The 19969-nt window shown below is 48.3% G+C and carries 18 protein-coding genes; 9 read left to right on the forward strand and 9 right to left on the reverse strand.

Annotated elements, in window-relative coordinates; translation table 11 throughout:
* Nucleotides 1-46 precede the first annotated feature (46 nt).
* Entirely contained in the window at nucleotides 47-2119 is a 2073-nt protein-coding gene (locus ABEB26_RS03245) for a molybdopterin-containing oxidoreductase family protein (RefSeq protein ID WP_345720505.1), read from the reverse strand.
* Nucleotides 2120-2348: 229 nt separating this feature from the next.
* On the opposite strand from ABEB26_RS03245, the gene rpoD reads away from it, so the two are divergent.
* Both rpoD and ABEB26_RS03255 read left to right on the forward strand, forming a co-directional pair.
* Nucleotides 2349-3476: an RNA polymerase sigma factor RpoD gene (rpoD, locus tag ABEB26_RS03250; RefSeq protein ID WP_012192194.1), complete on the forward strand. Its 1128-nt coding sequence runs from the start codon at nucleotides 2349-2351 to the stop codon at nucleotides 3474-3476.
* 105 nt (nucleotides 3477-3581) lie between these two features.
* Nucleotides 3582-3941 carry an ArsR/SmtB family transcription factor gene (locus tag ABEB26_RS03255; RefSeq protein WP_345720507.1) on the forward strand — a complete coding sequence of 120 codons (360 nt, stop codon included), beginning with the start codon at nucleotides 3582-3584 and terminating at the stop codon, nucleotides 3939-3941.
* A gap of 1 nt (nucleotide 3942) precedes the next feature.
* Here the strand turns inward: ABEB26_RS03255 and ABEB26_RS03260 are convergent, their stop codons facing one another.
* Nucleotides 3943-4374: a PspC domain-containing protein gene (locus tag ABEB26_RS03260; RefSeq protein ID WP_345720509.1), complete on the reverse strand. Its 432-nt coding sequence runs from the start codon at nucleotides 4372-4374 to the stop codon at nucleotides 3943-3945.
* A gap of 335 nt (nucleotides 4375-4709) precedes the next feature.
* Between ABEB26_RS03260 and ABEB26_RS03265 the strand changes: the two genes are divergently transcribed.
* On the forward strand, nucleotides 4710-5303 hold the full coding sequence (locus tag ABEB26_RS03265) for a TetR/AcrR family transcriptional regulator (RefSeq protein WP_345720510.1): 594 nt from the start codon (nucleotides 4710-4712) through the stop codon (nucleotides 5301-5303).
* 51 nt (nucleotides 5304-5354) lie between these two features.
* Nucleotides 5355-6155, forward strand: coding sequence for an MBL fold metallo-hydrolase (locus ABEB26_RS03270; protein ID WP_345720512.1), 801 nt, complete (start codon nucleotides 5355-5357; stop codon nucleotides 6153-6155).
* 146 nt (nucleotides 6156-6301) lie between these two features.
* Here ABEB26_RS03270 and ABEB26_RS03275 read toward each other — a convergent pair whose 3' ends face one another.
* Nucleotides 6302-9139 carry a helix-turn-helix domain-containing protein gene (locus ABEB26_RS03275; protein WP_345720513.1) on the reverse strand — a complete coding sequence of 946 codons (2838 nt, stop codon included), beginning with the start codon at nucleotides 9137-9139 and terminating at the stop codon, nucleotides 6302-6304.
* 212 nt (nucleotides 9140-9351) lie between these two features.
* Between ABEB26_RS03275 and ABEB26_RS03280 the strand changes: the two genes are divergently transcribed.
* From ABEB26_RS03280 to ABEB26_RS03295, 4 genes are all read left to right on the forward strand, one after another.
* A complete protein-coding gene (locus ABEB26_RS03280) occupies nucleotides 9352-9534 on the forward strand; it encodes a hypothetical protein (RefSeq protein WP_345720514.1) in 183 nt (60 codons plus the stop codon).
* Between the two features lie 81 nt (nucleotides 9535-9615).
* Entirely contained in the window at nucleotides 9616-10221 is a 606-nt protein-coding gene (locus ABEB26_RS03285; protein WP_345720515.1) for a hypothetical protein, read from the forward strand.
* Nucleotides 10222-10427: 206 nt separating this feature from the next.
* On the forward strand, nucleotides 10428-11627 hold the full coding sequence (gene mqnC / locus ABEB26_RS03290) for a cyclic dehypoxanthinyl futalosine synthase (RefSeq protein WP_345720516.1): 1200 nt from the start codon (nucleotides 10428-10430) through the stop codon (nucleotides 11625-11627).
* A gap of 72 nt (nucleotides 11628-11699) precedes the next feature.
* Nucleotides 11700-13271: an ATP-binding cassette domain-containing protein gene (locus tag ABEB26_RS03295; protein WP_345720517.1), complete on the forward strand. Its 1572-nt coding sequence runs from the start codon at nucleotides 11700-11702 to the stop codon at nucleotides 13269-13271.
* A gap of 1 nt (nucleotide 13272) precedes the next feature.
* On the opposite strand, the gene rnhA is transcribed toward ABEB26_RS03295, so the two are convergent.
* The 6 genes from rnhA to ABEB26_RS03320 all read right to left on the reverse strand — a co-directional run bounded on the left by rnhA (nucleotide 13273) and on the right by ABEB26_RS03320 (nucleotide 19032).
* The gene (gene rnhA, locus ABEB26_RS03300) at nucleotides 13273-13983 is read right to left on the reverse strand and encodes a ribonuclease HI (protein ID WP_345720518.1); all 711 of its coding nucleotides are present in this window, start codon (nucleotides 13981-13983) and stop codon (nucleotides 13273-13275) included.
* 62 nt (nucleotides 13984-14045) lie between these two features.
* Nucleotides 14046-14510, reverse strand: coding sequence for a thioredoxin-dependent thiol peroxidase (bcp, locus tag ABEB26_RS03305; RefSeq protein ID WP_345720519.1), 465 nt, complete (start codon nucleotides 14508-14510; stop codon nucleotides 14046-14048).
* Between the two features lie 144 nt (nucleotides 14511-14654).
* Nucleotides 14655-15284, reverse strand: coding sequence for a hypothetical protein (locus tag ABEB26_RS03310; RefSeq protein WP_345720520.1), 630 nt, complete (start codon nucleotides 15282-15284; stop codon nucleotides 14655-14657).
* Nucleotides 15285-15318: 34 nt separating this feature from the next.
* Nucleotides 15319-15927 (reverse strand): glycosyltransferase family 87 protein, encoded by a 609-nt coding sequence (locus ABEB26_RS26905; RefSeq protein ID WP_486348289.1) that lies wholly within the window; start codon nucleotides 15925-15927, stop codon nucleotides 15319-15321.
* A 1043-nt stretch (nucleotides 15928-16970) separates the two neighbouring features.
* Nucleotides 16971-18098, reverse strand: coding sequence for an ABC transporter permease (locus tag ABEB26_RS03315; protein ID WP_345720521.1), 1128 nt, complete (start codon nucleotides 18096-18098; stop codon nucleotides 16971-16973).
* A gap of 19 nt (nucleotides 18099-18117) precedes the next feature.
* Nucleotides 18118-19032: an ABC transporter ATP-binding protein gene (locus ABEB26_RS03320; RefSeq protein WP_345720522.1), complete on the reverse strand. Its 915-nt coding sequence runs from the start codon at nucleotides 19030-19032 to the stop codon at nucleotides 18118-18120.
* A gap of 148 nt (nucleotides 19033-19180) precedes the next feature.
* Between ABEB26_RS03320 and ABEB26_RS03325 the strand changes: the two genes are divergently transcribed.
* Nucleotides 19181-19885, forward strand: coding sequence for a class I SAM-dependent methyltransferase (locus ABEB26_RS03325; RefSeq protein ID WP_345720523.1), 705 nt, complete (start codon nucleotides 19181-19183; stop codon nucleotides 19883-19885).
* The last annotated feature ends 84 nt before the right edge of the window (nucleotides 19886-19969 follow it).

Below are 19969 nucleotides of genomic sequence, written 5' to 3' on the forward strand. Positions count from 1 at the left end.
CCTGCCGATTGAGCCAGTTTCTTGACACAATCGGCAGGTTGGCGATTTAGCTGACGATTCGTTCAACTTCAACCAAATTATCGTAGAAAGTTGCACCGCCACCCATATCCGAGAGCGCTTGGGGCGTGGTATGGTTGACATTGCGGCCATCGACGGTTAGCTCCGACCACCAAATTGATGGCGCAACCACCACAGCTTGGCGCACCCGATCAGTCACGACTGCCTGCGCCTGAAACCCACCGCGATCGTTGCGAATCAACACTTGATCGCCATCGTCAATGTTGCGTTCAATCGCATCAAGTGGATTAATTTCTAGGGTTGGGCCACTCTCATAGCGCTGCAAAATATTGCCAAAGGTGCTATTCAAAAAGTGATGGGCTGGCGGCGAAATTAAGGTTAATGGATAGCGTTCGGCCAATCGCGGGTTAGTGGTTGGGCTTTCATACGGTGCGGTGTAAGTCGGCAATGGATCAAAACCATCAGCCAGCATGCGTTCAGAATAGAGTTCGCACTTGCCTGATGGTGTGAGAAAATTGCCCTCAGCAAACGGTGCCCAATCGTTTGGCACATTCAAACGCAGCCAATCCTCTTGTTGCAAGCGTTCGAGCGTAATGCCGGCCAAGGCTGGGTGGTCTGAATCGAGCGCCTGACGAGCGATTGTTTGATCATCATCGCCAAAACATGGCTCACTAAAGCCCATTTTGGCCGCCAAGCGCCGAAACAACTCAGTATTCGGAATCGCCTCGCCCAGCGGCTCAATCGCTTGGTTGCTCCAAGCTAGATACCAGTGACCATAGGCTTTATGTAAATCAACATGCTCTAGTTGGGTGGTCGCAGGCAAAATAATATCAGCGTAACGCGTCGTGTCGGTATAAAACTGCTCGTGCACCACCGTGAATAAATCTTCGCGCTCCAAACCACGCTTAACTGCTTCCAAATCGGGAGCCACACTCGCCGGATTAGAATTATAAACAAACAAGGCTTGCACTGGCGGATCGTTTAACTCGGTCAAGGCATGGCCAAGCTGATTCATATTGATCATGCGGGTTCCAGCCGGAATCAGATCGGGGCACTCCAAAGCAGCATTATTAATTGGAAATGTGCCGCTGGTGGAAAGCAAAATGCCGCCTGCTCGCTCACGCCACGAACCGATTACCGCAGGCAAACAGGCCAAGGTGCGCACAGCCATGCCACCACCAGCGTGACGTTGCAAGCCATAGTTGATCCGAATTGCAGCGGGTACAGTTGTGGCATATTCATGGGCTAATTGCTCAATCGTTGCCACATCCAAACCAGTTAATTCGGCCACGCGCTCTGGCGGATATTCCTGCACGCGCTGACGCAATTGCTCGCCGCCAAGACAATAATCATCAAGATAAGCTTGATCGTGCAAGCCATCGCGAAAAATAATATGCATCATGCCCAGCGCCAAGGCGGCATCAGTGCCTGGCAATGGCGCGATATGCCAATCGCATTGAGCGGCAGTGCGCGAACGCCAAGGATCGATCGCAATCACCCGTGCGCCAGCCTTGCGTGCCGCCTTGACGAACGTCCACAGGTGGACATTCGATGTGAGCGTGTTGGTTCCCCACAAAATAATTAATTTGGCCTCAACATAGGCTTCAGGGTCAGTGCCAACACTCGCGCCAACCGTATAGCGATAGCCCGTTGCCCCAGCGCTGGCACAAATTGTGCGGTCAAGCAATGAAGCACCCAAACGATGGAAAAAGCGTCGATCCATCGAGCCATAATGCAGCAAGCCCATCGTGCCAGCATAGGAGTAGGGCAAAATTGCTTGCGGGCCATGGCTAATGGTAATTGCTTGTAATCGTTCGGCGATGGTGGTTAGGGCTTCTTCCCACGAGATCCGTTCGAATTGGCCAGCGCCTTTGGGGCCAACCCGCTTGGCTGGATACAACAAACGGCCTTGGTGGTAGGTGCGCTCAACATAGCGCGAGACTTTGGTGCACAAAAAACCATTGGTTATGGGGTGCTCAGGGTTGCCTTGAATTTTAATCGCCTTGCCGTCTTGCACAGTTACGAGCATCGAGCAGGTATCGGGGCAATCGTGAGGGCAAACCGCATGAATAATCTGCTGATCAAGCGCAATCGTTGTCATGGCATCAATCGGGCTGAAAACCCGCCTCCTTTGCAGTTGTTGCCAGATACTATACAACTTTTCGTTTTTTTCAACGAATTATCAGCTGCATGTTATGGAAACTTCACCCCCAATGTGCTTGAATAGGGTATTGAATCGCAGATCTATCCGTGATATAGTGGTCTATCATTAGGCTTTTCTATAGCAGTAGAAAGTCGGTGCTTACTTGAAAAACGTACTTGAAGTTCTGATGGGGGCAGCCCGTCAGCATCGTTATCTAACGCACGACCAAGTGCTGCTCCACCTTCCTCCCTCCGACAAAAACACAGCGCTGTTCGACGAATTGTGTGTCCGCTGCCAAGCAGAAGATATTCCAATTTTGGAAGAACCGCCAACCGCTGCAGTGCATCTCCGTTCACGCGATGTCGATGACGACGATCTCGAACGGTCTCTGATTCGGGAAGGGGTAAGCCTCGATGATCCGGTGCGCATGTATTTGCGCGAAATTGGCCAAGTGCATCTCTTGACCGCCCACGAAGAAACCATGTTGGCCAAACAATTGGAACGCGGCGAACGCGCGATGATTCGGCTCGCCCGCCACGAATATCTCCTCGAAGAAAAAGCCCGTCTGCAACAGCAAGTCCTCGAAAGCGAAGCCGCCCGTCAACATCTCATCCAAGCCAATTTACGCCTCGTGGTGTCGATTGCCAAAAAATATGTTGGCCGCGGCATGTCGTTTTTAGATTTAATTCAAGAGGGCAATATTGGCCTGATGCGGGCAACCGAGAAGTTCGATTATCACAAGGGCTTTAAGTTCTCAACCTATGCCACTTGGTGGATTCGCCAAGCAATTACGCGCTCGATCTCTGATCATAGTCGCACAATTCGCCTACCAGTCCATGTGGGCGAGACGATTAATCGCGTCAAGCGCACAGCCCACAAGTTGCAACAAGCCCTAGAGCGCGAGCCAAGCGCCGAGGAGATTGGCGAAGCCCTTGGGTTGCCCGCCGATAAAGTGCGGCGAGTACTCGAAGTTGCTCGTCAGCCAGTTTCACTCGAAACGCCTGTTGGCAACGAGGGCGATAGCGTGCTGGGCGATTTTATTGAAGATGATCGCTCATCCGAGCCGCTTGATCATGCTACCGAGCATTTATTGCGCGAGCAACTTGATGAAGTGTTGTGCAAACTCGATGAACGCGAACGCCGCATTATTGAGCTACGCTATGGCTTGGTCGATGGTAAATATCGCACACTCGAAGAAGTTGGCCGCGAATTTGGAATTACCCGCGAGCGCATTCGCCAAATCGAGGCCAAAGTATTGCGAAAACTGCGCCACCCCGCGTTTGGTGGGCGCAAATTGCGAGCCTATCTTGAATAACTAAGTTGCAGATTGAACGGCAAAGCAACACACGCGTAGCGCGGACAAAATGCCGTGATGCGCGTGTGTTAGTTTTTAATCAACACCACAATCGGAGGTTGTCAGATGGAAACGATTCAAGCTGATGCTGCATTGACCCAACTTGCCAATCTGTGCCACGCCTTAGGCCATCCATTGCGTTTAGGCATTGTGCGCTACATCGCCCAGCATCCCCGCTGTATCTGTAACGATATTGTGCAGCGAACCAATCGTGCTCAATCGACAATCTCTGAACATTTGCGGGTGTTGGCTCAAGCTGGCATAGTGGAAAACGAACAGGAAGGCCAAGCCACGGTCTATTGGCTGGCTCCGCAGACGCTCAAACTACTAGAACAAGAAGTTGAGCAACTTTGTGATTCTGCCCAACAAAAAACGGTCGCTGAGCGCAGTGCTCAACGACCGTTGTGGTATCAACTCAATCGTTAGATTAGTCGTTTAATGGCTGACCAGTGTATGGGTCAAAGCGTGGTTTTTCTGGTTGGGCTGGCGCTGGATTGATTGGTTGACCCGTTTGTGGGTCGAACTTCCAATCGCTTTGAGGCACAGCTGGATTAGCATTGCTGGTTTGAGCATTGTTGACCGCAGTTTTGACCTTGTTGAATACATTTTGGGCTTGGTTACGCATTTCATCAATACCGCTGTTGATGCCTGGGCTAGGCAAACCAGGTGCAGTTACAACTGGCAATACGGCCCATAAAATGATGTAGAGCAACACGCCCGAACCACCAGCCAAGGTCACCAGAACAAAGGCCAAGCGCACCAAGGTTACATCAAAAGCGAAATATTGAGCCAAGCCCGTACAAACACCAGCAATCATTTGATCTTGTTGAACACGCACTAAGCGATTTGAATTTTGCATTGTAAACTCCTTATTTGGGTGCAACTTGTGGTTGCTTATCTGCTAACTAGGACGCAGGCCAGCAAAAAATTGTTGCAGCAATCATGCTTAGATTGTCAAGCAAAAGGTTTATCTGTTTTCTCTCCACGTATGATTAGCCATATTTCGCCACCCTTCCGTCCCTCCGCCAAAGGGAAACGCAGGGTGTTTTCATCCCCCTGCACCCCCTAAAGCACATTTGATGGTATGTACTCACCACGTGAAAGCTCAAAGATTATCGTTCTAGAAAGCGCATAACTATGGATTAGGCAAGATTCATGCTTGCGTAAAATACGAACGTATGGTATTTTATCAATATGAGTCGCAAAGATAGTGCCAAAGAACTTATTTTGAATAAAGCAGTGCAGATGGCTTCGGTCGCTGGCCTGAATGGCTTAACGATTGGCAGCTTGGCTGAGGCTGTCGCCATGTCCAAGGGCGGTATCAGTGCGCACTTCAAATCCAAGACTGAACTGCAAGTTGCGGCGGTTGATCGAGCCTCTGAGCTATTTCAAGCAGCGGTGATTGGCCAAGTGCTAGCCGAACCCGCCGGAATTGCCCGCCTTAGCAAGCTTTGCGATTCGTGGTTTAGCTATTTGCAGCAGGGCATTTTTCTGGGTGGCTGTTTTTTTACCAACGCTGTGCTTGAGCTTGATGATTTGGATAACTCGGAAGTGCGGGCAGCTGTGCTGCGCTATTATCACAATTATCTAAATTTTATTGAGCAATCCATCGCCGAAACCGTGCAACTCGGGCAGTTTCGCCCTGACACGCCAATTGCCGAGGTTGCGCTGCAATTCCATGGCATCGAAATCGCCGCGCTGGTGTGGCGAGCAGTCCGTAGTCACGAAACCCAATTTGCAACCGCCCGCGCCGCCATCGACAATTTAATTGCCACCTATCGCAGCTAAAATTTTTTAGCTTCAATAAAACACGAACGTCCGTATTTATAAGGAGTTATTATGCAAATCAATGTAACCTACATCGGCACAGCCACGGTTTTGTTGGAAATTGACGGTTTGCGGATTTTGACTGATCCAGTGTTTGATCCAGCAGGCAGTTCGCGGGTTTACCAAGTACGGCCACAGGTTGAATTTGCACTTTACAAGCAAGCACCAGCAGCCTTGCAAGCAGATGATATTGGCGCAATTGATCTAGTTTTGCTCTCGCACGACGATCATTATGATAATTTGGATGATGCAGGCCGCGCTTTGCTGCCAAACGCAGGCCATGTCTTGACCACTGAATCGGGCCGCCAGCGCTTGCAACAACAGGGCGCGACCAACGTACAAGGCCTAGCCGAATGGCAATCGATCATCATTAACACGCCCCAAGGCTTACCGCTGACGATCACTGCCGTGCCAGCTCAACATGGCCCGGTCGAGTTACTGCCAATTATTGGCGAGGTAATTGGCTTTGTGTTGGAATATCCGACGTTTGAGCATGGCCCAATCTATATTTCTGGCGATACAGTGTTGTTTGATGGAATTGCGGCAATTGCTGAACGCTACGCCATTGGCACGGTCTTTTTACATGTTGGGGCAGCCCAATTTGCGCCAACAGGCCCGACCCTATTTACCTTTGATGCAACTCAAGCCCTCCAAGCAGCGCAGCTGCTCAAGCCTCAAAGCTTGATTCCGATTCATTTTGATGGTTGGCAGCACTTTAGCCAAGGCCAAGCAGAAATTGAACAAGCCTTCGTTGGGAGCGCGATTCAGCCACGTTGGCTAGAGCCAGGTATGATAACAACACTCACAGTTTAATATTTCCTCAACCCAAGGTTATGGACCACTTGTTACTAATCGGGAGGTTTATAGGCAACTTATTAGCCTAATTCGTGATCTCCGCCCTTCCGTCCCGCCTTGAGGCGGGACGGAAGGGTAGTGAATTAAGTAGAAACCGCCGATTTCTACTTATTCACCGCTTGAGCTAAGGCTGGCTGATGCCAACAATCTGGAGCAAATGGTTGGTGCATTTGTAGCACGCGCTGGTGCAAGCTGGCATGGCTGGGTGCTTGCAACTGCGCTTCGGCCACAATCCGATAATATTCGTAGCCATTGCTGGCCGCCCGTTGGGCCAGTTGTTGCCATTGGCGTTGAGCGGCTGGTACATCGCCTGAGGCCTGCGTGATTAAGGCATCAAGGCAGGCATGATCAAGGGCAATTTCGCCGTTGCCGGCTAGCGGTAAACTATGGCTAAACACCGTTCGAGCATGCTCGGCTCCCTCAGTGAGCAACATCAACAAAACTGAACGTCGCTCCCAAGCCATGCGCAGTAAATTGTTGCTTTGGGCAATTGGCATGGCCGCAATTCGATCAAGGCTTTGGCGAACTGAGCGCAAATCGCCGCGCAATAACTGCCCTAGCGCCAGGGTATCTAAAATTACGCCTCGGAAAAATGGCTCACCACCCTCGCCAAGCATATGCAATAAATTTTGGGCAATGGCTTCGGCTTGTTCAGTTTGCCCCAATGCTAATAAGGTCATGGCAATTTGGTTGCGTGAATTGTACCAACCTTGTTGATCATCGATCTGTTGTTTGATCGCGCAGGCTTGTTCGAGGGTTTGTAACGCGGCTTGGGGCTGGCCGCGCATCATTTGAATAATCGCTTGGGTGTGCTGCATGCGGGCTTGAGCATAGACATCGCCAATCCGCCGCAAGCCCGTAACCGCTTCGTCAATCGTGGCTTCGGCACGGTTTAAATCGCCTTTGGTGTAATAAAGATTAGCTAAATTGACAAAGGCTCGTGGGCGCACCCGCTCCAAGCGGGCAATGCGGGTTTGAGCAATCACATCGAGCCATGTTTGAATGCTGGCATCGACTTCGCCAGTATATTGCTGCACAATCGCCAAGGTTCCGCCAGCCCGCGCCCGAATTTCAGCAATCGTCATAATAGCCTCAGGTTCAAGTTGATTGGTTAGGGCAATCGCTTGTTCGGCGGCTTGGCGAGCCAACGCAAATTGTGATTGCATCAAAATCGCTTTGCTCAGCGCCATTTGTAATAAGCCATGCAAGCGTACCTCGCGCGAATCCAGCGTAGCGATGGTTTGTTCGAGCAAGGTTTGGGCAGCAGCAGCTTGATTGCGATGCAACATGGCCCCAGTTAAGCGCCAAACCAAATGCGCCCGTTGATTTGGTTGCCAAGCCAAGGCTAAGGCTTCGCGATACATGGCTTCGGCTTCGCTCGCTTGACTGGTAGCCATCAAAAATTCACCATAACTTTGCAACCATGGAAACAACAACTCAGGATGCTGTTGCTCGATCGTTGGGCGAATGCTTTGTAAAATCGCCGCCGCCGCGCTAGATAACCCCTGGTTCATCAAGGGATCAAGTTGTTGTTGCAGGCTGTTGAGCGCAGCAGGCACATCGCCCGCCGCAAGATAATGCTGGGCCGCGCGAATTGGGTCGATTCGTTGATCTTCGAAAACTCTCGCAAGTTGCTGGTGCAGTGCTTTGCGGCGGCTTGGCTGGCTGCGTAATTGGGCATAAATATATTCTTGCACCAGCGGCAAGACATTGGCATGGCTGGGGGCATCAATCAACTGACGGCGAGTTAGATCGCTCATTGCCTGTTGCCATTGATATGGCCCATCGACAGCAAAACTACATTCCATCGGCCATTCAGCATGTAAATTAAGGGGCTGAGCAGCAACCGTCAACAGCGCTAACAGGCGTTCGCTGCTGCTTGGCAATTGACCAAGCATTTGGTCAAGCACAAAACTGGCAATATGTGGCTCGTCGATCAAATGCTGCATCAAGGCTTCATCTGCCCCGCGATCACTCAATAAGCCAATTGATAGGCGCAACAACGCCGGATTGGCTTGAGTGCGTTCGATCAATTGTTGGCTGTGGTTTGGGCTAAGTTGCGTTCCATAATGTGTGAGCAAACGTTGAGCTTCAACTAATTCTAATCCATGCAACGACCAATAACTAAAGCCTTGTAAATTGAATTGTTCGCGGCTCAACACTAATACTTGGCTGGTGGTTTTTTGGGCCAGCTGTTCAATAATCAAACGTAGTTGCGGTTGCTCGATCAGCAATTGAGCATTATCAAAACAGAGCAAAGCCGGAATCTGCTGTAACCCGTTGATTAGTAATCCCAGTTGGCGTTCAAAACTTAGGCTAGCTTCGCCATCACGCGGCAAGTGCAATAACGGCTCAACCTGCTCATCGCCATGGCTCAGCAAAAATAGTGCTAATTGACGAATTAGAATTTCGCTCGAAAGGCTAATTGTAGGCGTAAAACTTAGCCAAAAGCAGCGTTCACCCCAACTTTGAGCAATTTGGCTGGCGATCACGGTTTTGCCAACTCCCGCTAGCCCATTGACGCACAAACAGCGTTCATTGGCTAAGCGTTGTTGTACCTGTTTGGTGGCGTGGCGTTCGATTAAAAATGGAGGCAAGGGTGGAGGTAAATCCAGCAGGCCAAGTTCAGTCTGTTGCTGCTGCTCAATTTTTTTGGTGACCGTGACGCTGGTGCCAACCAACGATTCGCCGCGAGCCGCCGCCGCTAGCTCCAACAACCGCGCAACGCTTTCGGGATCGTCACTGAGATCGAGTGCCGGAACCATTAATGCTACCAAGGTTGTGAGGTCGGGCAAACGCTGATCATTTTCCAAGCGCGAGATATGGGCCTCGCTATAGCCCGTGGCAATCGCTAAATCGCGTTGGGTTAGGCGTGCTCTGCGCCGCAGAAAATGCAGCAGCGCTCCAAACGTGCTGAAAGATTCGAGGGTAACTGCTGGCATCGCAAGCCTCCTAACTGAGTAGAAATTGTTGGTCGCCTTGTATCGTTATGCAAGCGGGTAGCATCGTTGGGGGTACGTATTGCGACTAAAACAGGTTACATCGTGGATAAAGAGCGCGATTTTGACAAGATTTGTCATATTTTTCAGGCTTGGCTTTGCTATGCTAGTTCGCAGACGAGGTTCAGCAGCAGTTATACCGAAGGAGTTGAGCTATGCGACGAATCGTTCGACGCACGGTAACCACCGTTACGACGATCACCACCACGATCACGTGGCAAGAAACTGCTGATGAGCCACGTGATTTAGCTGAGGTTGGTGAACCGCCGCATGATGCTGAGTCAACTGCTGAGCCTGATAGTAAACAAAGTGACTCCTTTGGGCAAATTGTCAATTGAACTCAGCATAAGCGAGTGCTTAGATTGAACATATGCTGTTGGATCTGCTAAAACCAATGGTTTAGTGCTGGAGGATATATCATGAGCAACGATCAATATTCCAATCAACCGCCTGTTGATCCTAATTATCAGACCAATCAACCGCCGTCCAACCAACCCCAATTGTATCAACCCTACAGCCAACCCTTGCAACCGCAAGACCAAGGCCAATTTGTCGTCCCAAGCGGCGATCAATTAGTGCGGGGCTTCAAAGGTTTGTCGCTGGGCCGCCGTTTGGCTATTGGTGGCGGCCTTGTCGCATGGCTGGGCTATTTCTTGCCGTGGTATAGTTTCTCTTCAGCCATCTTGGGGTTTCGTGAAAGCTCATCGGTAGGGTTATCATATTTCTGGCCATGGCTGGGCTTTTTAGCGCTTACCACAGTTCTTGTTAATTTAATCGCCCCACTTTTTGGCAAACATGTTTATCCATTGATCCAACGAACGATTAATTTACCATTGGGTAAAGCCGTTTTTTATGCCACTGCCGCTGCGTTAGGTTTAGGGTTAATTGGGGGCTTGATTAGCAAACCAAGTGATATGGGCTTTGCTGAAATTGATATTAGCTTTGGCTTTGGGTTCTATCTCTCAATTCTTGCTTTGGGGGCGGCGACCGCTGGCGGCTGGTTAATGCAGCAAAGTGGCGAATAGCCTAGCTCTTTGACCATTAATCATCCTAATTTGAGCTGAATTTGCTTCCCAACCAACGTGCTTAATAATGGCAGGATGGTTGGGAATCGGCTTTAATCTGGCTTGCCAAAGCGCCCTGAAATCGCCGTGTGAAATATGATACAATTGAAGCGACGGACTGCATTGAGTCAGCCCGCCACCAAAACCAACGGGGGGCTTTTTTAATTATGAATGTACAATCGCTTCTTGAAAAAGCAGTCAATGGTGAGCGTCTTTCGGCTGAGGAAGGGCTGTTTTTGTATCGTGAAGCTGACCTGCTGGATTTAGGCATGGCTGCTGATGCGATTCGCCAACGGCTTGTGCCCGGAAACTTAGTGACGTATCTTGTTGATCGCAACGTCAATTATAGTAATGTTTGCACTACCAATTGCCAATTCTGTGGTTTTTATCGCCCATTGGGCCACCCAGAAGCGTATGTGCAAACCTACGAAGAAATTGGTGCTCGTTTAGCCGAGCTTGTCGAATATGGCGGAACCCGCGTGCTGATGCAGGGTGGCCATCATCCTGAATTGCGGCTGTCGTGGTATACCGGCCTGCTGCGCTATTTGCGCGAACATTATCCAAGTATCGAGCTTGATTGTTTCTCGCCTTCAGAAATCGATAATCTGGCCAAGGTCGAGAACATGAGCATTCGTGAGGTGCTGGTTGCGCTGAAGGAAGCTGGCTTGGCTGGCGTGCCTGGCGGCGGTGCCGAAATTCTCGATGATGAAGTGCGCCAACGGGTCAGCCCACTCAAGCAAGATGCTGCTGGTTGGCTCGAAGTTCAAGGCACAGCGCAATCGCTGGGCATGGCCACCACCGCAACCATGGTGATTGGCTTCGGCGAGACACTGGAACAACGCATGAATCACTTGATCAAACTGCGTGATTTGCAGGATGTTTCGTTGCGCGAGTATAACAATGGCTTTATTGCCTTTATTTCGTGGACTGTCCAGAAATCGGAGCTGACCTCGTTGGGTCGCTCGAAGTTCTCCGATGACTACGGGGCAACCGCTGCCGAATATTTGCGCCACACCGCGATTGCGCGAATTATGCTCGATAACTTTGATCATATTCAGGCTTCATGGGTGACCCAAGGGCCAAAGATTGGTCAAGTCTCGCTGAAGTTTGGCATTGATGATTTTGGCTCGACCATGCTTGAAGAAAATGTGGTTTCCAACGCTGCCCACGACACCTACCAATGTATGGGCGAACGTGAAATCCACGGCTTTATTCGCGATGCTGGCTTTATTCCGGCTAAACGCGATACCCATTACAACTTGATTCAAGCTTTTGAAGACCCCAAAGATAGCGAAAGCGTGCCATCGATGGGCATCAAACAGCCTCGTCAAGCCAAGCAGGTCGAAATTCCATTAATGGTTAAATAGGTTTTTCTGCGAACGCTATGGATGCTTGATCGTCCATAGCGTTTGTATTTAAGCAACGAATGGCTGAATTTGATGTTTACCTGCCGCCATATTTCCAAGCAATTTGGGACGCTGCCCGTGATCGATGAGGTCAGTTTTGATCTTGCGCCTGGCGAGGTGGTGGGCTTGACTGGCCAAAGTGGCGCTGGTAAATCGGTGCTGGTGCGCTTGTTGGCGGGCTTGGAAAAACCCGATACTGGGGTGATTTCGACCCGTGGTCAACTAATCAACTCGACCCAAAGCGCTTTTCGGGCTGGGTTGGCGGTTATTCATCAACAGCCGGTGCTGGTTGAACATTTGGATGTGGCGAGTGCGATTTTTTTGGGCCACGAGGTTGGGCGAGGCTGGCTCGGTTGGTTATCGTTGCCCAATCAGCGCCATCACGATACCATGGCACGGCAAATTTTAGCCCAACTTGGCTTAGAGTTGCCTTCGCTGCGTACCTTGGTGCGCAATTTATCCAGCGAGCAACGCCAGATGCTGGCAATTGCTCAGGTGCTGATTCGCAAGCCGCAGGTGGTGATTATTGATGAGCCAACGCCGCTGCTGCGCTACGAATATCAACAAACGTTGCTCGAATTGATTCGCGAATGGCAAGCGCAAGGTGTGGCGGTGCTGTTTAGCAGTCAAAATCTTGATCATCTATTTGCGGTTAGCAATCGGATTTTGGTGTTGCGGCGCGGACGCTTTGTGTTCGAGGCGGCCACCGAAAAAACCACTCGCGAGGAAGTGGTGCGGGCGCAAATTGGGGCGCGAGATCAGCAACATCTCACGCCGATTATTTGGGCCTTGGAAAATTACCATCGCGCCAGCCAACAAGCTGAGGCCTTACGCCAAAGCCAATCCAGCCTAGAGCACGATTTAGCCAGCCAGAATCAGCTTAATCGCCAATTGATTGGCCAACTTGATCAACAAGTTAGTAATCTTGATCGCGCCAATGCAGCCTTACAAGAAGCTCAACGCCGTTTGCTTTCCGAGCGTGAAGGCGAGCGCAAAGTGCTAGCGCGTGAGCTGCACGACCAAGTAATTCAAGATTTGGTGAGCCTTAATTATGATATTGATAATTTGCGCAGCCAAATTGACGATCCTGAGCAAGCCAGCCTTGGGCTTGACGATTTACGTGACAACATTCGCCAACTGGTAAGCACGGTACGCGCAATTTGTGGTAATTTGCGCCCACCAACCATCGATAGCCTTGGGGTGAATGCCGCGATTCAATCGTTTGTGCGCGATTGGAGCAGTCGTAGCGGCATCGAAGTGCAGCTTGATCTCGACGACGATTTAGAGCGGTTGCCCGAAATGCTCGAAATTTCGGCCTTTCGCATGATTCAAGAGGGCTTGAGCAATGTGCGCAAACATGCCCAAGCCACAAAAGTTGGCATCAGCCTGCGCACCACCGCCCGCCGCACCCTGCTCTTGACGATTGCCGACAATGGGCGCGGCTTGCAATCCGAAATCAATTTAGCAGCACTGGCGAATGCAGGCCACTATGGTTTGTTGGGTATGAGCGAACGGGTGGCGCTGGTTGGCGGGCGTTTCCGCGTGCACAATCGCGCTGGCGGCGGCCTCATCCTCGAAATTGAAATCCCCTACCAACCGCTTTAACCTATTCGCTGTAGCCTTGGTCGATTGGTAAATTGGGCTGATGAGCTGCCTGTACCGCCAAACGATCGCAACGCTCGTTATCCTTGACCCCAGCATGACCAGGCACTTGCACCCATTCAATCGTGTGACCTTGGGCTAGCTCCAACAATTGCTGCCAAAGATCGGGATTTTTGACCAAGCCAGTCGTTGTGCGCCAGCCATTCTTGCTCCAACGCTCGGCCCAGCCTTTGTGCATGCCATTGATCACATAAGCAGAATCGCTATAAACCACGACATTGCTTGGCTGGCTCAAGGCTTGCAGGCCGGTAATCACGCCCATCAATTCCATGCGGTTGTTGGTGGTGCGGGCAAAGCCGCCCGTTAATTCGCGCATATCTGAGCCAGAACGCAATACCACGCCATACCCGCCAGGCCCAGGGTTGCCATCGCTGCCGCCATCGCTGAACAAGACCACTTTGCCTTCATCCAAGGCTTTTTGCGGATCAATTGCTAAACTGACTGGAGTGAGATCAACGTTTTGAGGAATGCGTTGGGGCGCACGGCCAGCCCGCTCGCGATACCATGCTTCGGCATCTGCAAAGCTAGCAAACCCCTTGAAAACCGCCTGATCGATGCCCTTAACTTGGGCTTCAGCACCATCGTTGCCAAACCACTCGTTGTAAATGCCAGGTTGGCGACCCTTGACTACTGCATAAAATTTTCGTTTTGCCATACAACTTTCTATTTAACCTAAAACACCCCAACTCAAACAAGCCTGAGTTGGGGTATAAAAGCTTATTTAATCAGCAACTTCAACGCACCACTGACACTATCGGCGGGGCTGATTTTGCCTTGAACATCGATTAAATAGCCGTTTTCGTCGATGATAAAGTGCGAACGAGTTACGCCCATATATTTTTTGCCATACATTGACTTCTCGCCCCAAACCCCGTAGGCCTCAGCGAGGCTATGTTGTTCGTCGGCTACCAGCAAAAATGGCAAATCAAACTTGGTTTTGAATTTTTGGTGCGAAGCCACCGAATCTGGGCTGACCCCGATCACGACAGCGTTTTGCTCCTCGATTTGCGGATAGGCATCGCGAAAACCACAGGCTTGGGTGGTGCAGCCAGGTGTATCATCTTTGGGATAAAAATAAAGCACCACGCGCTTGCCGCGAAAATCGCTCAGGCGAATCGTTGCACCATTATCGGCGGGCAATTCAAATTCTGGCGCAAGATCGCCAACGTTTAAGTTTGTCATCAGCAAAAGCCTCACACAAAAGAGTTGATTGGATGTATTGTAGCCTGTTTTAAGCAAGGATGAAGGATGAATTATGAGGGATGAATGCAGATTCTTAACGCAGCGGTCTGGGGCAAACATGCGGGATGAAGCTAACCTCAAAATTCATATGGACTGATTGATTTGGGTTCTCTGATTGGCTCTAAGCTCGAGCTTAGGTAAAGATTGTTGTTTAATAATCACTTCTAACATCATAACCCATAATATAAATACGAAAAATAACGAAATATCTGAGTTTGATTGCATGGAGAAAAATAGGGTGATTAAAAAGACCAGTATTAATTTGAAGTTTATCTTATTTGTAAATCCATTATAGAATATCCTGAATAAGTAAATTATTGTTGGATATAACGTTATAAGATGAAGATTCCATGAAACAGGTGCAATCATAAAGATTAGAGGCATTGTAATGAATATGATTTTTTCAATAGCCATATCTTCTTTTTTATTTAAATATTTACATATAATGAAAATTGTAATAATACATAATATTATACAAATGATATACGTGATTACTTTAGCCAATAAAGGATAATTCATAATTTGATATGAATCTTGTTGATTTGTGAAAATTCTTGAAAAAAAGCCGTTAAAGCCTTTATTATAGCTATACGCTGGATCAGGCAATCCTTTTGGCGATTTACCATAACCTCCATTAGGGATAATATTGACAAACCAATCGTTCCATACAAATTTTGGGATAAAAAGTATCGATATAGTTAAAATAATACTCATTGAAATGATTGTATTAGCTATTATTTTATATTTTCTATGAACTAATAATAATAATTGGATATATTTTTATGGCTATTGCAAAGGATAACATAATTGATGATATTTTTGGTTTATCATCTTTTACTGTAATAAATAATAACAATGCTATAATTATGAGTGTATTTATTTGGCCGAAATAAATGTTTTGCATAATCGGGTATGAATTATATATCATTATTACTATTAATAGTGATTGATTTGATGGATTCCTATAATTAAAAACTTTGTTTAAAAGTATAATAAATATTATTACTGAAATATGGTTGATAATTAAATGAATAAGTAGAGCGTGTTCATAACGGAATAGGGAAAGTGGATAAAAGAAAAGAATGCTTGGTGGCGCATAGATAAAAGGATAGACAGCGAGGCCTGTATTTTTTTGAATATAGTCAATATTATAAGGGGAAATATTACGATTAAACAATGCATCGCTAGCCCAATAGAATGATGGAAAATCAAGGGTATGTTTCCCGAGCGCAACAAGAATTCCATAGGTAATAGTAAATTGAATGAAACTAACGAGGGCTATAATAATTAAGCTTGGTCGAATAAATTGTTGTACCCTAGGATGTGTAAATAGCTTAATCATGTAACCTCTTCTCATTCATTGATTGTTTTAGGAGCTAATCGAAACTTAGCCTTGTTATCAAAACCCTTGCCCATCAAAAATCCTATAACTTCTGATCGATGGGATACCGCTGCTTGTTGGCAGGAAAATATCTAGGGTGAGCTGAAACTATTATGCTTGACCAGAGTTATCTTGCTAAGGTAGGAAGAATAGAAGTCCGAGGCCAGAGAACCCATAGGCGATTGTGGTGCCTATAATCCACCACCTACGCCGATAATGTGTAGGAAGCGTAATGGCTTGAGTACATCCAATCATAAGTCCCAAGAGTCCACTCACAATAACCTTGTGGATTATAAATAGCCCTGTATTGGTGATCCATGAGAGGGATGTCTGATGGAGTTCTGCGAGTTCTGTAAAAAGGAGCGGGTCAAACCAAGAGCCGATGAATAGTGCGTTGATTATGAACACAGTAATACTGCCAATAATCCATCGAACTGCATCGGGATGTGGTATGAGTAGCCACCATTGGATTACAAAGAACAATGCCGTACTAACCATGTAGAATGGCCAAGCTCCAAAAACAACGTACATCAACCAATCACTGAGCGCGAAATAACCAAAACTTCCTATAAGCGCCATCCAATACCGCCAGAGATGACGTTCTTGAATTGCTGAAGAACTCGTTGTCATGAGGTAGCCTCTGCGATTTTAAGGCTAGAAGATTCAATCAGTAAATAGAATGAATCGCTTCATTGCATTACCAGTGATAGTGTAATCCAAGCCAGAAATAAATCATTCTAAGTGATGAGGTAAACAGAGGTTAGCACGAGGAAATACCAACCATTTCTGCACTCAATCTACTCAACAAAATCCTACCAAAAATCAGATGGAGTGTCAATTAGGGTTTAATTTTGAAACAGGGCATAAAAAATTTAATCACAAGATTCGATTGTGTAGCTAAAATAAGGCTCTTGGCTAAGCGTAGACGATAATCTACGTAGCCAAGAGCCTATATCATTCTCTGCGCCTCTGCGTTAAACAACCCTAAACGATTTCATCCTCATCTCTCATAATTCATCCTAGCGGGCTTCCCACTTGAAGAAGCGGATTGAGAGCACCGTCATCACGATCAACCAGCCTGCTTGCACCAGCAAATTGACCAGCGGTGTGCTAATTGGCGGCGCGTTGATCATCACTTGCTTCAAGGCATCAACTGTGTAGGTCAAGGGGAAGGCCTTAACCACTACTTGCAACCAATCGGGCAAGCCAGTCACCGGGAAGAAAACCCCAGAGAGAAACAGCATTGGGAAGTTGATCAACTGGGTAATTGCATTGCCGCTTTCTTCGGTTTTGGCGATAGCTGCCACGAAGAAGCCAATTGCAATAAACATCAAAATGCTCAGCAACAGCCAGCCAATCAACACAAAGATATTACCCAAAATTGCCACGTCAAACATCAGTTTGCCGACCGCAATGATGATGATGGTTTGCAGCAAACCGATCGTCAAACGCATCGCCACATAGCTCACCAAGAGCATCCAGCGTGGCAATGGAGTGGCATTCAAGCGCTTCAGCACCCCTTGGGTGCGCATAGAGATCATCGGTTGGGCGGTGGCAAATAGGCCAAGCTGCATAATCGACATCGCCAAAATCCCTGGAATCAAGAAATCGATGCCACGAATTTGGCTCGAAAGCACCGATTGGACCTGCATGGTCAGCATTGGCTTGGATTGAGTAATGCCTTGATCAACCGATGCGATGATGTTATCAACCACGCCTTGGAAGAAGGGCGCAAACACTTGACTGGTTTGATCAACCTTGACCGTAACGCTGGCTGGCTGACCACTCATGATGCTATCACTCAGCCCTGCTGGAATAATTACCAAAGCTTGGAGATCGCCATTTTGCAATTGAGCATCAAGCTCGCTGGCCGTGCCTCGGCTGAACTTCATATCTGAAAAGACATTTTCCTCAGGATCTTGGCCTTCACGAGTTTGGGTTAAGCCTTCGATTGCGCTGGCGATTTGTGGGCCGATTGGGCCTTGATCTTCCAATACAATCCCGACTTTTTCGTCAAACTTGCTGCCGCCGCTATAGAGCAAGCCGAAAATGCTAATAAAAATTAGCGGAAACAGAATCGTAAAAAACAACGCCATCCGGTCGCGGGAAAATTCGCGCCATTGCGATAAATAGAGTTGCACAAACATTATTTGGTTGCTCCCACACTTAGTCGCGAATCCGCCGACCAGTCAATTTCAAAAACACATCTTCCAAGGTTGCAGCGCGAATCGTAAAGCCGCGTAGCTCGGTTTGTTGTTGCTCAACCAAGGCCATCAGCGCATTGGTGGTACGAGCAACGCCAGTTGAATAGAGCGTGGTGATGCCATCTTCATTTTGCACCCGCTCAACTGCTGGCAAGTTTGCCAACAACGCTTCAGGTAAGCGCTCATCATCGGAGAATTCCAACGCGGTTTCATTGAAGTTATCGTGAATCAGGGTTTGTGGTTTGCCCAAAGCGATAATTTTGCCATGATCAACCACGGCCACCCGATCGCATAAACGCTCGGCTTCTTCCATATAGTGGGTAGTCAAAAAGACCGTCTTACCGCGTTTTTGCAAATTGGATACAACATCCCACATCGAGCGCCGCGCCTGTGGGTCTAGCCCAGTCGTTGGCTCATCGAGGAAGATAATGTCGGGATCATTAATCAAGGCAATTGCCACGGCAAGCCGTTGGCGTTGGCCACCTGAAAGATCTTTTGAGGCCGTGTTAACTTTTTCTTCTAGGTTAACCAAGCTAATCACTTCATCAACGGGCAGCGTATGTTTAAAAAACGAGGCAAATAATTTAACCAATTCGCGGGTGGTTAATTTTTGAAATAACGATGTTGTTTGTAGCTGAATTCCAATCCGTTGCTTGATTGGCTCGATATTCTTCAATACATCGTGACCCAAAACATGAATGTTGCCAGCGTCGGGCTTGCGTAAGCCCTCGATCATTTCGGTAGTTGTACTTTTGCCGGCACCGTTTGGCCCAAGCATCCCAAAGACCTCGCCCTTAGCTACTTCGAAGCTAATCCCATCGACGGCTCGCAAGGGGCCATAGATTTTTACGAGGTTCTCAACCTGAATTGCGGTCATAGATTATTGCTCCACACACACCTAGCTAGCCGATTATTGCAAATCAGCATTGCATTGATCATCTTCTTGTGATAATTCTAGGTGATACTACGATATATGATGAGGGTTCGTTGCGCATCGCCCTTAAGCATTAGAAGGAGCAAAGTCAATGCATGAATCGGATCTTATTCGCCATTATGCCACTATTCCAGTTGGCACAAGTTTTGTGCGGCCCGTTGATGTATTACATTTGCTTCAAAGCCAGCCGATTGCGGCCAAGCCTCGGGTATTTGATGTTGGTTGTGGGCAAGGCCAAGTCGCGATTGCCCTAGCCCAAGCTTGGCCCGATGCCGAAATTATTGCGATTGATATTTCGCCTGAGCAAATTGCCAAAGCACGTCAAGCCGCCACCCAAGCAGGCATCAACTCAATTCAGTTTGGGGTTGCCGATTGGCGTGAGTTTGATTTGCCGCGCAGCGGAGTCGATATTATTGTAGCAGCCCAAGTGATTCAATTTATGCCCGATGAGCATGCCTTCGTGGAATATTTGGCTGATGCATTGGCGCTCGATGGCCAATTGCTCTTGCGCAGTGCTTTGTTACCCGAGGAAGAGCCAGGTCGCTCGTTTGTTGAGCAAGTTGTCCAACAATGGATTGCTCATTCAATTCGCTTTTATAGCGAACGCAATTTAACCGATTTGTTGCGTGAATGTGGGCTAAGCCGTTTGCGCATTGATAAAGAAGAAATGTGGCTGGACAATCTGCCCGCTGAGCGTCAAGCTAGCCTCAATCGTGCGCTACAACAGCATAACCTTGGTATTGATGATGTGCAACAGTGGTTTTGGGCCGGAAGTATCGTTGGGGTGCGCCGTTGAACGCAGACCAAGCCCACTGCCAATAGCCATTTTGCTATTTCCTTGGGCATTAAAACACCACACAGCATCTACGATATTTTTAAA

Origin of the sequence: Herpetosiphon gulosus (genome assembly GCF_039545135.1) — a bacterium.
GTDB lineage: Bacteria > Chloroflexota > Chloroflexia > Chloroflexales > Herpetosiphonaceae > Herpetosiphon > Herpetosiphon gulosus.

What these genes read in the sequence shown, in the direction of transcription:
- ABEB26_RS03245 (WP_345720505.1), bottom strand. Translation starts at nt 2,119, where the DNA reads ATGACAACGATTGCGCTTGATCAGCAGATTATTCATGCGGTTTGCCCT.
- rpoD (WP_012192194.1), top strand. Translation starts at nt 2,349, where the DNA reads ATGGGGGCAGCCCGTCAGCATCGTTATCTAACGCACGACCAAGTGCTG.
- ABEB26_RS03255 (WP_345720507.1), top strand. Translation starts at nt 3,582, where the DNA reads ATGGAAACGATTCAAGCTGATGCTGCATTGACCCAACTTGCCAATCTG.
- ABEB26_RS03260 (WP_345720509.1), bottom strand. Translation starts at nt 4,374, where the DNA reads ATGCAAAATTCAAATCGCTTAGTGCGTGTTCAACAAGATCAAATGATT.
- ABEB26_RS03265 (WP_345720510.1), top strand. Translation starts at nt 4,710, where the DNA reads ATGAGTCGCAAAGATAGTGCCAAAGAACTTATTTTGAATAAAGCAGTG.
- ABEB26_RS03270 (WP_345720512.1), top strand. Translation starts at nt 5,355, where the DNA reads ATGCAAATCAATGTAACCTACATCGGCACAGCCACGGTTTTGTTGGAA.
- ABEB26_RS03275 (WP_345720513.1), bottom strand. Translation starts at nt 9,139, where the DNA reads ATGCCAGCAGTTACCCTCGAATCTTTCAGCACGTTTGGAGCGCTGCTG.
- ABEB26_RS03280 (WP_345720514.1), top strand. Translation starts at nt 9,352, where the DNA reads ATGCGACGAATCGTTCGACGCACGGTAACCACCGTTACGACGATCACC.
- ABEB26_RS03285 (WP_345720515.1), top strand. Translation starts at nt 9,616, where the DNA reads ATGAGCAACGATCAATATTCCAATCAACCGCCTGTTGATCCTAATTAT.
- mqnC (WP_345720516.1), top strand. Translation starts at nt 10,428, where the DNA reads ATGAATGTACAATCGCTTCTTGAAAAAGCAGTCAATGGTGAGCGTCTT.
- ABEB26_RS03295 (WP_345720517.1), top strand. Translation starts at nt 11,700, where the DNA reads ATGTTTACCTGCCGCCATATTTCCAAGCAATTTGGGACGCTGCCCGTG.
- rnhA (WP_345720518.1), bottom strand. Translation starts at nt 13,983, where the DNA reads ATGGCAAAACGAAAATTTTATGCAGTAGTCAAGGGTCGCCAACCTGGC.
- bcp (WP_345720519.1), bottom strand. Translation starts at nt 14,510, where the DNA reads ATGACAAACTTAAACGTTGGCGATCTTGCGCCAGAATTTGAATTGCCC.
- ABEB26_RS03310 (WP_345720520.1), bottom strand. Translation starts at nt 15,284, where the DNA reads ATGAGTATTATTTTAACTATATCGATACTTTTTATCCCAAAATTTGTA.
- ABEB26_RS26905 (WP_486348289.1), bottom strand. Translation starts at nt 15,927, where the DNA reads ATGAGAAGAGGTTACATGATTAAGCTATTTACACATCCTAGGGTACAA.
- ABEB26_RS03315 (WP_345720521.1), bottom strand. Translation starts at nt 18,098, where the DNA reads ATGTTTGTGCAACTCTATTTATCGCAATGGCGCGAATTTTCCCGCGAC.
- ABEB26_RS03320 (WP_345720522.1), bottom strand. Translation starts at nt 19,032, where the DNA reads ATGACCGCAATTCAGGTTGAGAACCTCGTAAAAATCTATGGCCCCTTG.
- ABEB26_RS03325 (WP_345720523.1), top strand. Translation starts at nt 19,181, where the DNA reads ATGCATGAATCGGATCTTATTCGCCATTATGCCACTATTCCAGTTGGC.